14 protein-coding genes are annotated in these 18,322 nt (G+C 58.6%); 7 read left to right on the top strand and 7 right to left on the bottom strand.

The window, feature by feature from the left end; genetic code table 11:
• Nucleotides 1–14: 14 nt before the first annotated feature.
• On the bottom strand, nucleotides 15–1,340 hold the full coding sequence (locus TSA66_RS15040; RefSeq protein WP_040040571.1) for a TldD/PmbA family protein: 1,326 nt from the start codon (nucleotides 1,338–1,340) through the stop codon (nucleotides 15–17).
• Nucleotides 1,337–2,776, bottom strand: coding sequence for a TldD/PmbA family protein (locus TSA66_RS15035; protein ID WP_052452351.1), 1,440 nt, complete (start codon nucleotides 2,774–2,776; stop codon nucleotides 1,337–1,339). The genes TSA66_RS15040 and TSA66_RS15035 overlap by 4 nt, the downstream gene beginning before the upstream one ends.
• 255 nt (nucleotides 2,777–3,031) lie before the next feature.
• On the opposite strand from TSA66_RS15035, the gene TSA66_RS15030 reads away from it, so the two are divergent.
• The 3 genes from TSA66_RS15030 to TSA66_RS15020 all read left to right on the top strand — a co-directional run bounded on the left by TSA66_RS15030 (nucleotide 3,032) and on the right by TSA66_RS15020 (nucleotide 6,700).
• The gene (locus TSA66_RS15030; protein WP_040040570.1) at nucleotides 3,032–4,627 is read left to right on the top strand and encodes a gamma-glutamyltransferase family protein; all 1,596 of its coding nucleotides are present in this window, start codon (nucleotides 3,032–3,034) and stop codon (nucleotides 4,625–4,627) included.
• A 199-nt stretch (nucleotides 4,628–4,826) separates the two neighbouring features.
• A complete protein-coding gene (locus tag TSA66_RS15025; RefSeq protein WP_040040569.1) occupies nucleotides 4,827–5,912 on the top strand; it encodes a sensor histidine kinase in 1,086 nt (361 codons plus the stop codon).
• A complete protein-coding gene (locus TSA66_RS15020; protein ID WP_040040568.1) occupies nucleotides 5,909–6,700 on the top strand; it encodes a LytR/AlgR family response regulator transcription factor in 792 nt (263 codons plus the stop codon). Before TSA66_RS15025 ends, TSA66_RS15020 begins: the two co-directional genes overlap by 4 nt.
• Before the next feature lie 63 nt (nucleotides 6,701–6,763).
• Here the strand turns inward: TSA66_RS15020 and TSA66_RS15015 are convergent, their stop codons facing one another.
• The 3 genes from TSA66_RS15015 to TSA66_RS15005 form a co-directional block, all read right to left on the bottom strand.
• Nucleotides 6,764–7,726, bottom strand: coding sequence for a carbonic anhydrase (locus TSA66_RS15015; protein WP_040040567.1), 963 nt, complete (start codon nucleotides 7,724–7,726; stop codon nucleotides 6,764–6,766).
• 144 nt (nucleotides 7,727–7,870) lie between these two features.
• A complete protein-coding gene (locus tag TSA66_RS15010; protein WP_040040566.1) occupies nucleotides 7,871–8,287 on the bottom strand; it encodes a hypothetical protein in 417 nt (138 codons plus the stop codon).
• A gap of 460 nt (nucleotides 8,288–8,747) precedes the next feature.
• Entirely contained in the window at nucleotides 8,748–9,839 is a 1,092-nt protein-coding gene (locus TSA66_RS15005; protein WP_052452350.1) for a V-type ATP synthase subunit I domain-containing protein, read from the bottom strand.
• A gap of 234 nt (nucleotides 9,840–10,073) precedes the next feature.
• Between TSA66_RS15005 and TSA66_RS15000 the strand changes: the two genes are divergently transcribed.
• From TSA66_RS15000 to TSA66_RS14985, 4 genes are all read left to right on the top strand, one after another.
• Nucleotides 10,074–11,831 (top strand): glutamine--tRNA ligase/YqeY domain fusion protein, encoded by a 1,758-nt coding sequence (locus TSA66_RS15000; RefSeq protein ID WP_040040564.1) that lies wholly within the window; start codon nucleotides 10,074–10,076, stop codon nucleotides 11,829–11,831.
• A gap of 240 nt (nucleotides 11,832–12,071) precedes the next feature.
• Entirely contained in the window at nucleotides 12,072–12,842 is a 771-nt protein-coding gene (locus TSA66_RS14995) for a hypothetical protein (protein WP_157691707.1), read from the top strand.
• 446 nt (nucleotides 12,843–13,288) lie between these two features.
• The gene (locus tag TSA66_RS26265; protein ID WP_040040562.1) at nucleotides 13,289–15,184 is read left to right on the top strand and encodes a DUF262 domain-containing protein; all 1,896 of its coding nucleotides are present in this window, start codon (nucleotides 13,289–13,291) and stop codon (nucleotides 15,182–15,184) included.
• A gap of 346 nt (nucleotides 15,185–15,530) precedes the next feature.
• Nucleotides 15,531–16,433, top strand: coding sequence for an FRG domain-containing protein (locus tag TSA66_RS14985; RefSeq protein WP_052452349.1), 903 nt, complete (start codon nucleotides 15,531–15,533; stop codon nucleotides 16,431–16,433).
• 84 nt (nucleotides 16,434–16,517) lie between these two features.
• Here TSA66_RS14985 and TSA66_RS27360 read toward each other — a convergent pair whose 3' ends face one another.
• Both TSA66_RS27360 and TSA66_RS14980 read right to left on the bottom strand, forming a co-directional pair.
• A complete protein-coding gene (locus TSA66_RS27360; protein WP_198358816.1) occupies nucleotides 16,518–16,751 on the bottom strand; it encodes a hypothetical protein in 234 nt (77 codons plus the stop codon).
• A 736-nt stretch (nucleotides 16,752–17,487) separates the two neighbouring features.
• A complete protein-coding gene (locus TSA66_RS14980) occupies nucleotides 17,488–18,087 on the bottom strand; it encodes a class I SAM-dependent methyltransferase (RefSeq protein ID WP_040038691.1) in 600 nt (199 codons plus the stop codon).
• Nucleotides 18,088–18,322: the final 235 nt, after the last annotated feature.

Below are 18,322 nucleotides of genomic sequence, written 5' to 3'. Positions count from 1 at the left end.
GGGGAGGGAGAACGTCACAGCACGAACGCGAAGTCCTTGATCAGCGCCCCCGGCAGCAAGGCGCTGCCCGTGCTGCGCGCCCCGTAGCTGTCGCTATCGATCAGCAGTTCCCGCTCGCGCGTCAAGCCGAGCAGGTTTTCGCCGAGCATCCTGAACAGCGAATCGTCGAACCGCATCACATTCATCGGCGCCTTGATTTCCCCGTTCTCGACCCAGAACGTCGCAAAGCGCGTCATGCCGGTCAGCCGGCAGTTGGTGCGATCGGAAAAATTCAGGTACCACAGGTTGCTGATGAAAACACCGGTGTCGAGCTGCGCGAGCACCTGCGATACCGGCAGCTCGCCGCCGGCCAGGTCGAGCGAAGCCATTGCTTCGCCGGAGTCGGCGCCATTGGCGGCAATGCCGTATTCCTTCGCGGTGCGCGGAGAAACCATGCTGCCCGCCAGCCGCCCCTGCTCGAACAATTGCACCCGCTCCGGCTTGAGGAAACCGTCGGCCTGAAACCCGGGCGCCAGCCCTCCTGCCGTGTTCTCCGCCAGCGTCACCGCCCGGTTGAGCCGCAGCCCCTCGTCGCGCATGCGGCGCAACGGGCTTTGCCTGGTGCGCAGCGCCTTTTCGGACACGCAGCCCCAGTTCAGCATGCCGAGGATGTCATTCAACGCCGCCGGCGCCAGATAGGCACGGTAAGGGCCCGGCGAAATGCCGACCGGCGCCTGCCGCAGCATGGCAAGCTGGGCTGCCGCGCTGTCGAATCGTGCGCGGAATGCGGCGCTGTCCCAGTCGAATCCCGCGTAGCTTGCCTTCGCTGCCTTGTCGCCCTGGTGGTACAGGCTCCAGTCGAGATGAAAACTCGCGCTCTCGTGCCAGTTGCGCTGCCCGCATGAATTGGCGAATCCGCGCCAGATCGGCCCGGCGGCCAGAATGCCGACCAGGTCGTGGCCGCGCGCGCAGGACAGCACTTCATCGACCATCGCGGCCGTATCCGGCAGACGCGACGTGACGATGCGTTCGGTGGACTGCACCTCGGTGGCCACCAGCAGGTGCGGGTCTTCCGGCAGGTCGGCCAGCAGCGCGCGCAGGTCCGCCACCGCGCCTGCGACCAGAGCGCGGTCGAGCCCGAGATCGCCGGCCACGGCGAGCGTGCAGCTCGCGTGGCGCAAGCCGTCGATCAGCCGCAATGTCAGGTAGCGCTGCGCGACATGGCCCGCCTGCCGGATCGCGCTGCGGTTGAAGCGCACGAAGTCCGACGCTTCCGCCGCCAGCCAGCAAGTGTACTGCTCGGTGCCGCGCATGGCGCCGTCGAGGAAGGCGGCCAGGAGATGGAAATAGTCCTGCATCATTCGCCTCCGAACACGTCGACATCGCCGAACAGGCAGGCCGGCGACGCATGGCCGACGCGGATGACCTGCGACGGCTCGCCCTTGCCGCAAAAGGGCGTGCCCATCACGCTGTGGGTCGACTCATCCCCGACTGCCTTCAGCGAGCGCCAGAAGGTGGCGGAAATGCCGCGGTAATTGGGATTCTTCACCAGTCCCTTCAGCTCGCCGTCTTCGATCACGCGGCCGACTTCGCAGCCGAACTGGAACTTGTTGCGCGAGTCGTCGATCGACCACGACACGTTGGTATCCATCAGCACGCCGCGCTCGACCGACCTGATCATGTCATCGAGGCTGGACCCGCCCGGCTCGATGTTGAGGTTGGCCATGCGGTCGATCGGGGCGCGGTTCCAGCCGCAGGCGCGTGCAGTCGCCACGCCCGCCAATCCGGCGCGCGCCTGCGATACCGCGCCGCCCAGCGGACGTTCCAGCACGCCGTCGCGAATAAGATAGGTACGCTCGGCCGCGCAGCCGTCGTCGTCCCAGCGGTAGCTGGCGAACTGCTCCGGGCGCGTCGGATCGCAGGTCACGTTCAACAGCCCGGAGCCATAGCGGTAATGGCCGAACATGTCGAGCGTGACGAAACTGGTGCCGGCGAAATTGCGTTCGTCGCCGAGAATGCGGTCGAGTTCGAGCGGATGGCCGATCGACTCGTGGATCTGCAACATCATCTGCTCCGGCATCAAGAGCAGGTCCATGCGCCCGCTTGGGCAGTTCGGTGCCGCCAGCAGCGCCAGCGCCTCGCGCGCCACGCGCCGCCCGGCGCCGTCGAACGCGGCGTGTTCCAGCACGTCCAGCCCGCCCTGGCGGCAATAGCCGTTGTACTGCCCGCCCAGGCTGCGGGTCTGGGTTTCGGCGCCCTCGCTGGCGGTCGCCACCAGGCTCGGAATCGCATACCGGAACTGCTGGAAAATATCGGCGCCGTCCGCCGTCAGGTAGCGCTGGGACGCGTCGACGGTCCACAGCGACGCCTGCCAGTCGACGATGCGCGCGTCGATGCGGCAGGCGCGCGACTCGCGCATCAGCAGCGCGATCAGGTCCTTGCGCGAGGCGGCCGCTGGCTCGCATGCCGCCGGGCCGGCGTAGCTTCCCGCCGGGCGCGGCAGCGCGATGGCCGCATAGTCGACCACCGATCGTCCGGCACTTACCTGCGCCCAGTGCCGGGCGCGGCGAATCGCCTCTTTCAGCCCGGCCTCGCTCAGGTCGCAGGTGGCCGCATAGCCGTAACCGCCGCGATGCATCACGGTGATCATCGCGCCGCTGTCGACGCCGGTCGTTGGCGGCTGCAGCACGTCCTGCCGCACCGTCAGGTGCTCGCTTCGCTCCTCGACCAGGCGCAGCGAACAGAAATCGACCGCAGGCGCCAGTCGATGGAACAGGTGTCGAATCGAATCCGGCAAAGCCACCTCGCAAATGGTTTCAAAGACAGTACAAAGACTGTGTGCAAGCAATATCGTTCAGCGCCGCGCCACGATCTTAATTCCTCATAACAACTTTGGCGCCGATTTTCGTGCTGGGTGGCATTCTTTTTAATTGCCAGTCAAACAATCGTCAACATGCCTATCTTTTTGCCACGTAAAATCGCCGGGTAGCCAGAATCAAGATGAGCCCCGCCGCCCTGCGGCGGAAGTCCGACACCCACAAGACGACTTGCCATGGCCGACTTCAACTGGAATAACCCCTACCCTTCCATCCGCACTCCGCTGCTGGCACGCAATGTCGTCGCCACGTCGCAGCCGCTGGCCGCCCAAGCCGGCCTGCGCATGCTGCTCAAGGGCGGCAATGCCGTCGATGCCGCCGTCGCCGCCGCCGCCGCGCTGGTGGTGGTCGAGCCGGTTTCGTGCGGGCTGGGGGGCGACGCCTTCGCCATGATCTGGGACGGCACCGAACTACATGGCCTGAACGCCTCCGGCCCGGCGCCCGCGGCATGGACGCCGGCGTATTTTGAACGCAAACATGCCGGCGAAATGCCGCAGCGCGGCTGGGACAGTGTCACCGTGCCGGGCATGGTGGCCGGTTGGGTCGAGCTGGCGGAGCGCTTCGGCAGGCTGCCGTTCTCCGACCTGTTCGAGCCGGCTATCGAGTTGGCCGAGCGCGGATACCTGGTGTCGCCCATCGTGCAGCGCAAATGGGCTGCGGCCGTTCCGCACCTGAAAGACCAGCCGGGATTCAAGCGCGTGTTCATGCCGCATGGCAGAGCGCCGCATATCGGCGAGCAATTCGTCTTTGCCGACGCGGCGCATGGCCTGACCCGCATCGCCGAAACCCACGGCGAAGTGTTCTATCGCGGCGAGCTGGCCGAGGCAATGGTGCAGCACGCGCAGCAGCACGGCGGCGCGCTGGCGCTCGACGACCTGGCCGGCTACCGACCCGAATGGGTGACGCCGATCCAGAAGGACTTCGCCGGCTTCACCGTGCACGAGCTGCCGCCCAACGGCCAGGGCATCGCGGCCCTGATGGCGCTGGGCATCGTCGACAAGCTCGAGATCGGCCGCTTTCCATGCGATTCCGCCGACAGCCTGCACCTGCAGATCGAGGCGATGAAGCTCGCATTCGCCGACACTTACCGCTGGGTGGCCGACAGCCGCCACATGAGCAAGGTGACGGCGCACGACTTGCTCGACGACGCTTACCTGTCCGAGCGCGCCAGGCTGATCGACCGGACGCGCGCCGGCCTGTTCCGGCACGGCGCGCCCCGGGGCGGCACCGTCTATCTCGCCGCCGCCGACGACAGCGGCATGATGGTCAGCTTCATCCAATCGAACTACCAGGGCTTCGGCTCGGGCGTCGTGGTGCCCGAAACCGGCATCAGCCTGCAAAACCGCGGCACAGGCTTTTCGCTCGATGCGAAGCATCCGAATTGCGTCGCGCCCGGCAAGCGTCCGTTCCACACCATCATCCCCGGCTTCCTGTCGAAGGACGGCCAGCCGCAGATGAGCTTCGGCGTCATGGGCGCCAACATGCAGCCGCAAGGGCATCTGCAAGCTCTGGTGCGCATGCTCTGCTACGGCCAGCAGCCGCAGGCCGCCTGCGACGCGCCGCGCTGGAAGATCAACGGCGGCATGGCAGTTGAGCTGGAGGCGGCGACTGCGCCGGAAATCGCGCAGGAGCTGGCGCGGCGCGGCCACCACATCACGACCGCCGCCGACGACAGCCTCGACTTCGGCTCCGGCCAGTTCGTCTGGAAGAGGGAAAACGGCTATATCGCCGCCAGCGATGCGCGCCGCGACGGGCAGGCGGTCGGGTTCTGATTCACTCCCCGATTCCGGCGCTTCGCGCCATCGAACGCGCGTTTCGTCGCAACGCGCGTGACCGATAGCGGCAAGCTCCCGATAATGCAGCCAATCCGCCGGCAATCGGACGCGCACCGACCTGCGCCGCCGGCAAAACGGGTTACCATTTCCGCCATCGCGCACGCCGCCTAACAAAAAACAAGCAAGAGACGCCTTCGTGAGCCGCCCCCCGACTGCACTGCCGACCATCCCCGACCCGCGCCCGCTGGCCGTCATCCTGGCGTCGCATCTGACGATCGGCATCGCCATCAACCTGTTCTGCGCGATCCTCGCCACCTACGCACTCCATGTCGGCAAGGAATTTCGCTACAACCTGGTGTATTCCATGTGCATCGGCATGCTCGCGCTCCTGTTCATCGACGGCGGGCGCATGCTGCTGTGGGGCCGCTACATGCCGCCGCGGCTTCCTTTCATCGGGCTGGTGACCGTCGCCATGCCCACGGCAAAACTGCTCGGCAATGCCATCGCCAGCCGCCTGCTTGGCCTGGACACGGAAAACGCCCCGTTCTATCCGCTGGGCGACCCGACCGGCATGTTCATTTTCACGGTGCTGACCGGCTCCGTCGTCTCCTGGTTTTTCTGGACCAACGGCCAGGTCGCGCTGCTCAGGGCTTCCGTGGAAGCCGAACGGGCGCGCGCCGCCGCCATCGAAAAACAGGCGCTGCAGGCGCAGCTGCAAGTGCTGCAGGCCCAGATCGAGCCGCACATGCTGTTCAACACGCTGGCCAACCTGCAGGGCCTGATCGCGGTCGATGCCAAGCGCGCGCAGCACATGCTCGACCAGCTGATCCAGTACCTGCGCGCCACGCTGTCGGCCTCGCGCTCGGCACAGACCACGCTGGAACAGGAATTTGCGCTGCTCGACGCCTACCTCGGACTGATGTCGGTGCGCATGGGGACACGCCTGTCGTATGCGCTGCACCTGCCCGACGCATTGCGCGAGACCATGATCCCGCCCATGCTGATGCAGCCGCTGGTCGAAAACGCGATCAGGCACGGGCTCGAGCCGAAGATCGGCGGCGGGCGCATTGATATCGCCGCGGCGCACGAGGCCGGAACGCTGGCGCTGAGCGTGGCCGACACCGGCCTCGGGCTGGACGGCCCGCAGCAGCAGCCCGGCACGCGGGTCGGCGTGTCCAACATCCGCGAACGCCTGCGCGCGCTGTACGGCCAGTACGCCAGCTTGACACTCCATCCCAATACGCCCGCAGGCGCCATCGCACAAATCAGGATCCCGCTATGACGACAATCCGCGCTCTGGTTGCAGAAGACGAACCGATTCTCGCCTTTACGCTAGTGCAGACACTGGCGCGCCTGTGGCCGGAGCTGCAGGTCGGCGGCGTGCTCGACAACGGCGTGTCGGCGGTGCAGGAAGCGCTGGCCCAGCGGCCCGACGTGCTGTTCCTCGACATTAGAATGCCGGGCAAGAGCGGGCTGGAAGCGGCGCAGGAACTGGCGGAGGACTGGCCGGCGGATGTGCCGTTTCCGCTGGTGGTGTTCGTCACCGCCTACGACGACTATGCGCTGGCGGCCTTCGAGCAGGCTGCGGCCGACTATGTGCTCAAGCCGGTAAGCGATACGCGCCTGGCGAAGACGGTCGACCGCCTGAAAGCGCGGCTGCAAAAGAATGCCGAGCGCAACAGCGAGCTGGAACGCATCGTCGGGCAACTGCGCGCACTGGTTCCGGCCGCGCCGGCCTCGGGAGAAAAGCTGTCCATCGTGCGCGCCGCGGTCGGCAACCAGATCCGCATGATCCCGGTGGCCGACGTGCATTATTTCGAAGCCGCCGACAAGTATGTGAATATCGTCACCGCCGACAGCGAATCATTGATCCGCACCAGCTTGAGGGAGCTGCTGCCGCAGCTCGACCCGAACCAGTTCTGGCAGATCCATCGCGGCACGGTCGTCAATGTCCATTGCGTGCAGGCGGCGGTGCGCGACGACAGCGGCAAGCTGGCGCTGCGCTTGCGCGGGCGCAGCGAGAACCTGGCGGTGAGCCGGGTGTTCGCGCACCTGTTCAAGCAGATGTGAAGACGCCCAGAGCCGGTTTGAAAACGTAGCGAGCGGTCTGCGCAGTAGTTTTCGAACCGGCTCTCAGTTCGATTCCTTGATCAGGCGCCCGGATGCATCCTGCACCGGCCGCGCATTCATCGGGTACAGCTTGCCAAAAATGGCGATCTGCTGCGGCGACGCCTGGATCGTCTCTTTCATCACGATCCACAGCACGCCTTCGCTGCAGGGCGGCGTGGTGAGCGAACCCATGTAAGTGTAGTAGTCGCGCCGCTGCGGCAGCAGCTGGTTGATGTCGATGGTCGAGATCGGCGCCAGCGGCTCGTTCTTTTCCAGCGGCAGATTGTTCCAGACCGTCTGGATCAAGCCGTGCGCCGCGCCGCTGTCGATCAGCACCGCCACCACCGCGATCCTGCCGTCCCCATCCTTGTGCACCAGGTGCGCGACCATCTCCGTGCCGCGGCCGTTGATTTTTTCCTCGGACGGCCGGTGGAAATGGAAATGCTCCAGTTCATATTTGCGTCCGGTCAGCGTGATGCTGTTGCCGCTGCCGACGTTGACTTGCACCGTGTGGCCGTTGTCGAGCACGTTGAAGCGCGAGGGCAGGTAATCGAACATCACCGGCTCGAGGTCGACCTTGATGCCGTCGCGGATGTCGATCGGCGACTGGCGCTTGCCCGAGGCGCATGTTGCCCATGCCGGGTTGCGCTTGCCCCATTTTTCCGGGCCACTTTCACCGTCATAGCTCCAATGCTCGGTGCGCTCGGACAATTCGGCGGCGGCCTTGGTGCGCTCGTCGGCGAGCCTGGCTGCCCTGTTCTTGCGGATTTCCGCCAGCCGCGTCTTGATCATGGCTGCGATCTCGTCATTGGTCAGGGCACGCGCGGGCTTGGCGTCCTGCGCCTTGTCCGCCTGGGCGCCCTTACGGCTGTCGCCTTTCGTAATCGCATCGGTTGCAAAATCCGCCGACGATTTCTGAGGCTCCCTGGCCAATGCGCCCTGGCTCAACAGCAAGGCGCATGAAAAAACAGCAATACCGATCCGCATATCGACTCAATCCGTGGCATCTTGCATAAACGCAATATCTTATCGGACTCTGCCAAACTGCGAAACAGATGAACAGCGCTGTTGCGCTACATTCCTCGCCGGACTTGCTTGAACCCGGCCAACCGTGCTTATTGGTCGCGGCAATCAGACGCCGACATGATGCAGCGCCAGCACCGCCAGCGGGACCGACGCCACGACCAGCGCCGCAGGCATGCGCAGGCGCGCACCGATGCCGCGCCGCCGTACCGACAAAACCAGCACCAGCAACCCGAGGCCATAGGGAAAGGTAAAGAGCAGCAGGTCGATATCGCCTGCCAGATGCCCACGGTCGGCAAGCAAGACGACGAACAGGATCGCGGTCGCCAACGCCAGCGCGCCGGCCAGATAGGACAGCCAGCGGTTGAGCCGCTGGAATGGCGCCGGGCGCATCTGCGCCAGCATTTCCTCGCGCTTTTCGCGCAAGTCGCGCTGCAGCAGGAATACCAGCAGCGGCTCGACCTGCTTGTAATGAAGAAGGCCCACCGCGGCAGCGGCGGCCAGGTCCTCGCGTCTAATCGTCATGCATCGCTCCTTCGGATAGTTGTTTTTACCGGACGACGGGACGATCCAAACACGCGGAACTGCGGCACCGGCACCTGATCGACCCGGTCGGTCAGGCGGTCGCGCCGAAAAGCGCTGCAACGCTTATCGGCTGGCGAAACTGCCTGCGCAAAGACCAGCATCGTGCCGGCCGCGCAACACCGCTCCAGCGACGGAGCGGAACGACCCGGACGGCGAGTCGAACGGCGTGCCGCCCGTTTGCGCGCGGTGCCGGTCATGGGAAACCGGACGCGTGCGGGAAGCGGCACACCACAGGGATGACGGGATATTCAGAGCGCCCTTCATACTATTGTCAAAATGACTACTCGGCTATTTAATCGATTTTTCCGTAAAAATACGTAGACATAAATCAACTTCTTACGCGCGCATTCCGCCTGTTTGAAACGCGTCTTACCTAGATCAAACCGCATCGCCCGCGCCTTCAGGCATGGCGCGCCTGCAGCAGTTCGCGCAGATCGGCCGGCAGCACGGCACGCAGCCGCGCCGACATCGCCGCTTCGTGCTTGCTCCACCACAGCCCCAGCGCGATCAGCGCAAAGCCCAGCACCGTCAGCACCAGCACAAAGCCGAAGCTGTTCTTGAACAGGTGCCACGACAGATCGGTCAGCACGGCCGCGATGCCGATCCCGCCGAATACGGCGAATACCCGGCGCGCGAGCACCGCGCCGATGAACACCAGCACGAAATGCACGGCAAGGTAGACCAGCTTGCCCGCCAGTCGGCCGCTGCCCATCATCGACAGCGCGCCGCAAAACGTGAGCAGGCCGAACAGGTATAGCCAGAAGGCGTAATCCTTGCTGTGGCGCGCACGCAGGTCGACGAAGAACGCCACCAGCAGCATCACCAGGCCGAACACCAGCGAGATCACCTTGCGCAATTCCCATATCGCTTCCGATCCTGCGCCGGAAGACCAGGCAGCGCCCTCGCCTGCCTGTAGCACCAGCGCAGGCACGATATCCATGCCCATGTACCACAGCGTCACCGCAATCGGCATCACCAGAAACGGATAGCGAAACCGCCGCAGCAGCGCTGCGCCTGCCGCCAGCGTCGCCAGTTCCATCACCAGCCAGCGCCAGTCGATGTAGCGGTGAAAATCGCGGTAATGCGCCGCGCGCGGCCCGTCGGCCCAGAAACCGAGGACATGCTGCAGCGCGAACACCGCCAGCGGCACCAGCGCCACGGCCAGCGTCGCAAAAATCCCGGCGGGAATGCCAAAGCCCTTGCGCTCCAGCGTTGCCGCTACCCACATGGCCATCCCGGCGTACAGCAGCGACAGCGCCAGGAGCGCGCCCATGCCCAGCGCCTCGACCGCCAGTGTCGCAAACAACGACGCCGCGCCGATGGCCAGCATGCCGCCGAGGTAATACAGGATATGCGTGCCGGAAAAGCGCGCCGCATCGGCAGACGGCGACTGCGCCGCGCGTTGCCGCAGGAACGCAAACAGCGCATCCAGCTCCAGCGGGTTCAGTACGCCCGCGCGCACCGCCGCGTCCAGATCTTCCCGCTTGACCATGATGGGCCTCCTTCACTTGTTGAGTGCCGTGCAATGTAGCGCCATTTCCGCCTTGCCTCCAGCCAAACCATCAAGGGCCGCCGCTTTCGCTACGCACGGTGGCGCGAGCCGATACCGCGCCGCTGGCGTTAAATCGTGTTTTCGCGGCAAGTTCACGCCGCGACGCAATCCCGCCCCTTGCGCGCTACGGTAAAATGATCGGTTACGCAATCCACCGACCAGACATCCAAGAACATGAGCAACGATCTGAAAAAAGCCGCAGCCGCCGCGACCGATACCAACGCTCCGGCCTCCAATTTCCTGCGCGGCCTCATCGAAGCCGATCTCGCTTCCGGCAAGTACGCGAACCGCACCGATCCCAACGGCAATGTCCTGCCGTCCGTCATTACCCGTTTCCCGCCGGAGCCCAACGGCTACCTGCACATCGGCCACGCCAAATCGATCTGCCTGAACTTCGGCCTCGCGCGTGACTTCGGCGGGCGCTGCACGATGCGCTTCGACGACACCAACCCGACCAAGGAAGAACAGGAATACGTCGACACCATCCTCGACGCGGTCCAATGGCTCGGCTTTGACTGGAAGGATGACCAGGGCGACCACCTGTACTTCGCCAGCGACTATTTCGACCAGATGTACTTCATGGCCGAATACCTGATCACTGCCGGCCACGCATACGTGGACAGCCAGAGCGCCGAAGACATGGCGAAGAACCGCGGCTCCTTCAGCGAACCCGGCAAGAACTCGCCGTTCCGCGACCGACCGGCCGAAGAATCGCTCGCCCTGTTCCGCAGCATGAAGGCAGGCGAATTCAAGGATGGCGAACACATCCTGCGCGCCAAGATCGACATGGCCTCGCCCAACATGAACATGCGCGACCCGGCAATCTACCGCATCCGCCACGCGCACCACCACCGCACCGGCGACAAGTGGTGCGTGTACCCGATGTACGACTACGCGCACCCGATCGAGGACGCGATCGAAAACGTCACGCATTCGTTCTGCACGCTCGAATTCCAGGACCACCGCCCGTTCTATGACTGGCTGCTGGAGCGCCTGGCCGAAGGCGGCTTCTTCAAGAAACCGCTGCCGGTGCAAACCGAATTCGCGCGCCTGAACCTCACCTACGCCATCACCAGCAAGCGCAAACTGCTGCAACTGGTCGAAGAAAACATCGTCGACGGCTGGGACGACCCGCGCATGCCCACCATCGTCGGCATCCGCCGCCGCGGCTACACGCCCGAATCGATCCAATTGTTCTGCGAGCGCATCGGCGTCGCCAAGTCCGACAGCTGGATCGACATGAGCACGCTCGAAGGCGCGCTGCGCGACGACCTCGACGCCAAGGCCCCGCGCGCCGTCGCCGTGTTGAGGCCGCTGAAGCTCATCATCGACAACTTCCCCGACAACCTGGTCGACGAATGCAAGGCGCCGGTCCACCCGCATCACCCGGAACGCGGCCACCGCACTTTCCCGCTCACCAAGGAAGTGTGGATCGAGGAAGAAGATTTCATGGAAGTGCCGACCAAAGGCTACTTCCGCTTCTTCCCCGGCAACAAGGTACGCCTGAAGTACGGCTACGTGGTCGAATGCACCGGTTGCGACAAGGATGAAAACGGCAAGGTCATCGCCGTGCACTGCAACTACTTCGCCGATTCCAAGAGCGGCACCGAAGGCAGCGCCAACTACAAGGTCAAGGGCACCATCCCCTGGGTCAGCGTGCAGCATGCGCTGGAAGCGGAAGTGCGCCTGTACGACCGCCTGTTCACCGACCCGAATCCGGATGCGGGCGGCAAGGATTTCAAGCAGTCATTGAATCCGAATGCGAAGGAAGTGATTACCGCTTACCTGGAACAGGGGATGCGGCATGCGCTGCCGGATGAGAAGTTCCAGTTTGAGCGGCATGGGTACTTTGTGGCGGACCGCGTGGATCACTCGGCGACTAAGCCGGTGTTTAATCGGGTGGTGACATTGAAGGATAGTTGGGGGAAGTAGAAATCTGATCTGCTCCTGGCTGCTGGTTCGAGTCAAGACTGGGGAGCACATCGCTACAGAAATGGGCACCTTTGTGGTGCCCATTTTATTTTCTGTCGTTAGTGAAAAAAGCCGAGCGAATACAAGCCATTATGAAACTGACTTTACAGCCGCATAGATTTCCTGAAAGAAAGTAAAATCATGTTACTTTTAGTTAGTCTTTATTGATAAGCCCCCGTGTTGCATAAATGGGGGGCTACGGTGCACCGTATCACTACACAAAACAATTCCTACCTAAAAAATTTCTTACTTAAAAGTATGGACTGTACCAATCCAGCATACCGCCTCTTATCCATTCTCGAAGAAGGAAAATCAATAGGCGCTCAAAGTGGCTGCAAGGCAGCTTGGGCACAAATATTAAAAACCGACCAAAACTCACCCGATCTCCTGATTCGGATGGGCAAAGTCATGGAGTTGCCAAGCCAAATTATTCAGGCGCTGCAGGATATTTACCCTGAAGAGCAGAATACTTGGCAGCATTGGAATAATCAGGTTGGGCATGCATTCATCAGCCAACAACTTCAAAGCCAATGGGGCACATTTATCAACAACATTGACTCCCACTCCTACACATATCTGAGACTACACGCAAAACTGCTGCAGGTTCAATCGCGAACCAAGCCCCTTGAAGCCGATACACTGAAAAAAATACGATCAGATCTCGACGAATGTTTAGCAGAAACGCTGCAATCGGATTTCGATATTGATGTAAAAAGGTATCTAGCACGAAACTTGAGGAAGCTAATCGCTGCAATCGACGAGTACCATATCACCGGCACTGCGGGAATACTTGACTCGATCGAGATAATTATGGGTCACCAAGTTATCGACCCGAAATACAAAGAAGTTATCCGCAACTCTGAAATTGGCTCGAAGATTTCCACAATCGTTGGCACTGCCGCCGACGCATTGACTATCGTACTTGGTCTACCGCAGATTGGCCAATCTCTAAATTACCTGCTTGGAAAATAGACTTGACAGGTTGTTCAAGGGGGCATCAACCAGTTACAGATATGTGGGGTCAGACTCGGTTTAAGACTTTATCGAGTCTGACCCCATCTAGTTTGGAAAGGGTCGAAATAATGCTCAGCTCTGGTCGTTAGCCCCCCTGACCTCATGGAACGTATGTGAGTTGAGCGGTATTGGCGGTGTACTTTCTTATCCCCCCCATAAATATGGGATCAATAATTCCTTGGAGCAATAGGAAAATACACCTCCAACATCCGCTGCGCTCGCTCTAATGCATCAAATTAAACCACGCTGGCCAGTTAAATTTTTCTGGATTAACTATGGGTGTAAGTTAAACCATGCACTTCCCCAAAACGAGCCTACAAAATTGTGACGTCCGTCCTACATTTGACACGACTAGCAGTTGAAAGACTTTGAATTTGACCTGTACGAATCAACCGAAAGAAACAATGCAAATTACCTTTGATCGTAAAACTGTAAATACCTGCTTGCAGCAGAAATTTGTACTGCCCACCTATCAGCGTGACTACAAGTGGACTGTGAAGCATCTACAAGAACTGCTAACCGATATTCAGGAGGCGTTTCTTTCAACTTGGAAGCCTAATCACGGGAGGCAAGATGTACTAGGTTACGATTCTTACTTCCTCGGGACCATCATAACCACTCAAGTTGCACAAGGAGGAAAGGCAATTGTCGATGGGCAGCAGCGAATTACCACTCTTACGCTGCTCTTATCCTACGTCCATCGTCTCAATAAGAAACAACCTAACCTTTCTATTTCGCCAGTTGATCAAACAATTCGTCGTCGAGTCGCGGGACAGAACGAGTTCAATCTCGATATGGACAAACCGCGCCACGATCTGTTTGATCTTCTCATTGATGGGCCGACGGACGACGACGAACTTTCTGCAGCCGTTGACTCTATCCAAAATAAAGATTCGGGAACTGAGAGACTTTGGTCGTTATACCAAGAAATTGATAATTTTTTGGCGGCAGAGATTAAGGATCAAAATCTACTCCCCCATCTATTTGACTATCTGACGGAATGCGTATGCATGTTTGAGATTGGCGTTCCGCGTGAGCAAGATGGTCATAAAGTATTTGTAACTATGAATGATCGTGGCTTGAAATTAAGCCCCATTGATTTGCTCAAAGGCTTTTTGCTCTCAAGCATCTCAAATAATCAGCAGAATCAAGCCGCCCATGCGAGTTGGATGGACTGTATCCAAAAGTTGAAAGGGCTGGGGAGTGATGAGGATTCAAACTTTTTTAAGACTTGGATTCGTAGTAAATATGCAGATACGATTCGAGGCAAGAAGCGAGGAGACGCGCCTGGCGATTTCGAACTGATTGGCGATAGCTACCATCGCTGGGTAATCGACAACAAGGACCGTTTAGGCCTCAAGACGAGTGATGATTTTTCGAATCTGTTAACAGGGACACTTCCATATTTCGTTAATCTGTACTGTCAGATTAAACATGGCGAACAAAAATACGACGAAAACTTCCCCCATGTGTTTTTCAACGGCGCACGAGATTTAACGCTCCAAGCCATGGTTATTTTCAGCACAGTTAAGCCGACTGATACAACATCGGACGCCACGAAGAAAATCAAAGCCATCTCGTATTTCTTAGATTATCTTGCGACGGTACGGGTATTGAACGGAAAAGAGAATACCTACGACAATATTCGAGACCTGATCTTTGAGCTGGCAAAGGAGATTCGAGATCTTGATGTCGCAGAACTAAAAGTAAAGCTCAGTGAGCGTATTCAGAACGAGCGCGATAAGGTTGATGGCATAACCGGAGCTACCTACGAGAATATCAAGAGACAAGATCTTCTGCACTTGCTAGGCAGACTGGCTGAGTATCTTGAGCGTTCTCTTGAAATGGCAACTGGGGTTGGATTCTCTGATTATGTGGATCGTTCTCGCGACTCTAGGACATTCGACGTTGAACATTTGATTGCGCATGATTTTGCCGACGCTAATGCAGATATCGCGAAGGCAAGAGGCAAACCTTTCTCATCTACGTCTGAGTTCACTGCAAAACGGAACAGCATTGGTGGATTAATCCTATTGCCGCGTGGCCGAAACAGATCCATGAAGGACATGGCTTATACGGATAAATTGCAGAGATACTCTGGTGAAAACGTACTTGCGCAGACACTCACAGAAAATTTTTTCAAAAACCAACCAAACTGGACCAAATTCTCAACCGAAAGTGGAATCAAATGTGATCCAGTTCCCTGCGCAGACATTTCTGGTCTAGACCAACGTACTGAGTTTTATCGACAGCTTGCCTCCAAAATTTGGTGTAAAGAAGAATTGGAGCGACTTTTTTAGGATATATGGGGTCAGACTCGATTCGATATATGGGGTCAGACTCTTATCTATGGGGTCAGACTCGATTAAGCTAAAACGTATATATGGGGTCACATCTCGTGCCCGCCCCATAAATTTGCGTCGGCCGGCAAGTGCCGTCGCAAATCGGCAAAATAGAAAAGCCCGTCAGTGACGGGTTTTCATTTTCGGCGGTGGTCTACGTCGAGCCCCATATACTTTGCTTTCACCCATCAAGATGCCGAAAGTTACCCAACTCTGAGAACGGGGTCAGGTCTTGCAATCAAGCATGTGTAATTGCAAGACCTGACCCCGTTTCTCAGGAATACTCTACCGATAATGCACTCATATGCATAAACACGTTGCAACCACTGTCGAAACCTTCATCCGCACGATCAACAAAATCTCAACGCAAGATGGTCCTTTATGGTTCCGTGGTCAATCTAATGCAAACGATCAACTCACGCCCAACCTGTTAAGAAATTACACTCGGATAGAACCATCTTCCGAGGCCGAAGAAATCATTCAGAAATATCATAAGGAAAGCAGGTATGTTGTCCCCTCGTTTGAGACAGCGCTTTCCGAATTTAAGCGAAGGGCACGTCCATTTCTGACGATGACGCCGCAAAACGATTTCGAGTGGATGTTCATCATGCAGCACTATGGTGCGCCAACCCGACTTCTCGACTGGACGACGAATGCTCTGGTGGCCTTATATTTCGCGATACCGAGGCCGAACACTAAGGGGGAATACCCGGCGCTGGACGATGAAGAGAAAACACCGGAGGACTACCTTGACGAGTTTAAGCGCTCACATAGTGGAACTTGTAAAGGAGGTGCTGCGGTCTATGTTATCAATCCTATTAAGTTGAATGGACATGCGCAGAACAGACACGAGGTGGTCGACATCAGTGGCAATGCAAGAAAATGGGCGCACTACGTTTTTCCCTCACCCGCTGAAGATTGTGACTTTCCAGTTTGTGTATCCGCTCCACATATCGATAGGCGCATTCGTTCGCAGAGCGGCGTGTTCACGCTTCATGGCTCACGTATAGAACCATTGGATTGGTACGAGGCATTATCGCGGGACATACACAAGATCTATATACCGAGGGGGCATTGGGAAGTCATCAACAAGCAAATGAAGAGCCTTGGCATAACGACGTCTTTCGTGTTTCCTGATCTTGACGGCGTCGCGCGGGAAGTGAAGGAAGACGTGGTTGCTGACTTTTGTGCCCGGTACAAACCTTGAGCACAGAATGGGGGCAGTTCTTACAATCCAACATGTGTGATTGCAAGTGTAGTGCATATGGGGGCAGACTCTGAGGTCTCCCCCTCAAAATTCCTGCATAAAGCCCCTGCGCAGATGCCGCAGCGCAGCCATAAATTCATAGAAGGGAAAGGCCAACTGTCCCTTCCTTGTGACTTGCCGTGCCAAATTGATGGAGGACAGAACAGCGCGTGAGCGGCGAGTATTACTTTGGCAGTGCCGCTCCAGATGATGTGCATGGGCGATCTCCCCGATCAGGCGCAGCAGGAAGCTGGCCAGGCAAGCGACGAGCAGCAGCACGCCGAGCCGTTCACCGTGTCCGCTGCGATTAGCCGCAAGTCCCAGGCCAAAGTGTTCATCCTTTAGATATATGGGGTCAGACTCGATTAACCCGCCGCGGTCCGTTTCGGTCGCCCCTTCGGCAAAGGCATTGCCCGACGCTCAGCCAGGCGAGCTATCTTTTCCTGAAAATGCCCTTGACCCAACACCCAGCCCTTGTTTGTGGCGTTGCGGATCACATCAAGCAATTGGGTATCCATTGGAGCCTTGACCAGTTCACGATACGCTGCCCGGCGTTCACTCTCGTCTCCGGCCAAGCTCCAGTACAACGCATGGGGGCAGTGCAATGCACGATATATGGGGTCAGACTCGATTTAACTTCATCTCGAGTCCGGTCCCATAAATTTGCGACAGCCGGCAAGTGCCGCCGCAAATCGGCAAATTAAAAAAGCCCGTCAGTGACGGGCTTTCATTTTCTGCGGTGACCTACGTCGAGCCCCCTATATATATGGGCCAGACTCGATTAAACCGCTTCTTTCCTTTTCTTCCGCCCCTTCGGCAACGGCATCGCCGTACGCTCAGCCAGGCGACAAATATATGGAGGCAGGCTCGATTAACCTACGTGCGCGTGCATATACGCGTGCTGCATATATGGGCATTTTTGATGCAGCGAAGTTTTCATAATCGGTGGCAAACTCAATTAAGCGTTAACTGAAATCGAGTGTGCCACTATATTTATTCGCACTTCTAAGGTCTATCACGGGAAATGATCGAAGGCCAGTTCTCGCAATTCATCGTCAGTACGAGATGATTTGGTAGCCACGGCCCAAAGATCGAAAAACGGAGCAACACGCCGAGCTGTGGCGACTCCTGCAAAGCCAGCAGTTTGGAGAGTGCCAGACATAACTTTTTCAGTAAACCCGCAACGATGAGCCATATACAGGTTGCCTGCTGCCATTTGTGGTCGATGTCCGTATAGGATGTCAACAGGCGCAATCGGGCCTGCTGGGGAGATGTAAGCTGGTTCGGTCAGTTTATCTTCAGCTATCAACGCACAGACTGACTGCAGATCAGGGCAAGTAATTACCAGAAAGCCGTCCTGTTTCAATACCCGCAGAAACTCCGACAGAGCTAGTGGCACCTCATGGGGATAGAGGTGTTCAATATTATGGCTTGAAAAAATGGCATCTATCGAGGCATCGGCAACAGCCGACATGTCCAGCATCGTTCCCACGATATCCGGTTTTACAGCCTCATTAATGTCCAGACGGAGTTCTTTCCAATCCGGGGTGTTGAAACTCTTGGTGGTCTGATCTTTATGACTCTCGCCACAGCCAACATGCAAGAATGTACGCATCTATGTTATTTCCGAATTCCGAAGATCTAAGTTCTTCAAGTCGTTCCGTGTTGACGAGATTTCCCTCGAAGAGTCTAACAGACCCCTTTCATTATGGTCGGTAATCCTCCGGAAAACCTGATCGACCAATGCAGCGCCCCGCTCCATCCCCCCAGAACGCGGCCATCGCAGCTTTCCGATCACCAAACAAGCGTAGGGCGCGCTTCGCCTCCCTGTCAACATGCCGATTTCCAAT

This window comes from Noviherbaspirillum autotrophicum (assembly GCF_000818395.1).
GTDB lineage: Bacteria > Pseudomonadota > Gammaproteobacteria > Burkholderiales > Burkholderiaceae_D > Noviherbaspirillum > Noviherbaspirillum autotrophicum.
This window is presented reverse-complemented; position numbering and strand designations above follow the sequence as displayed.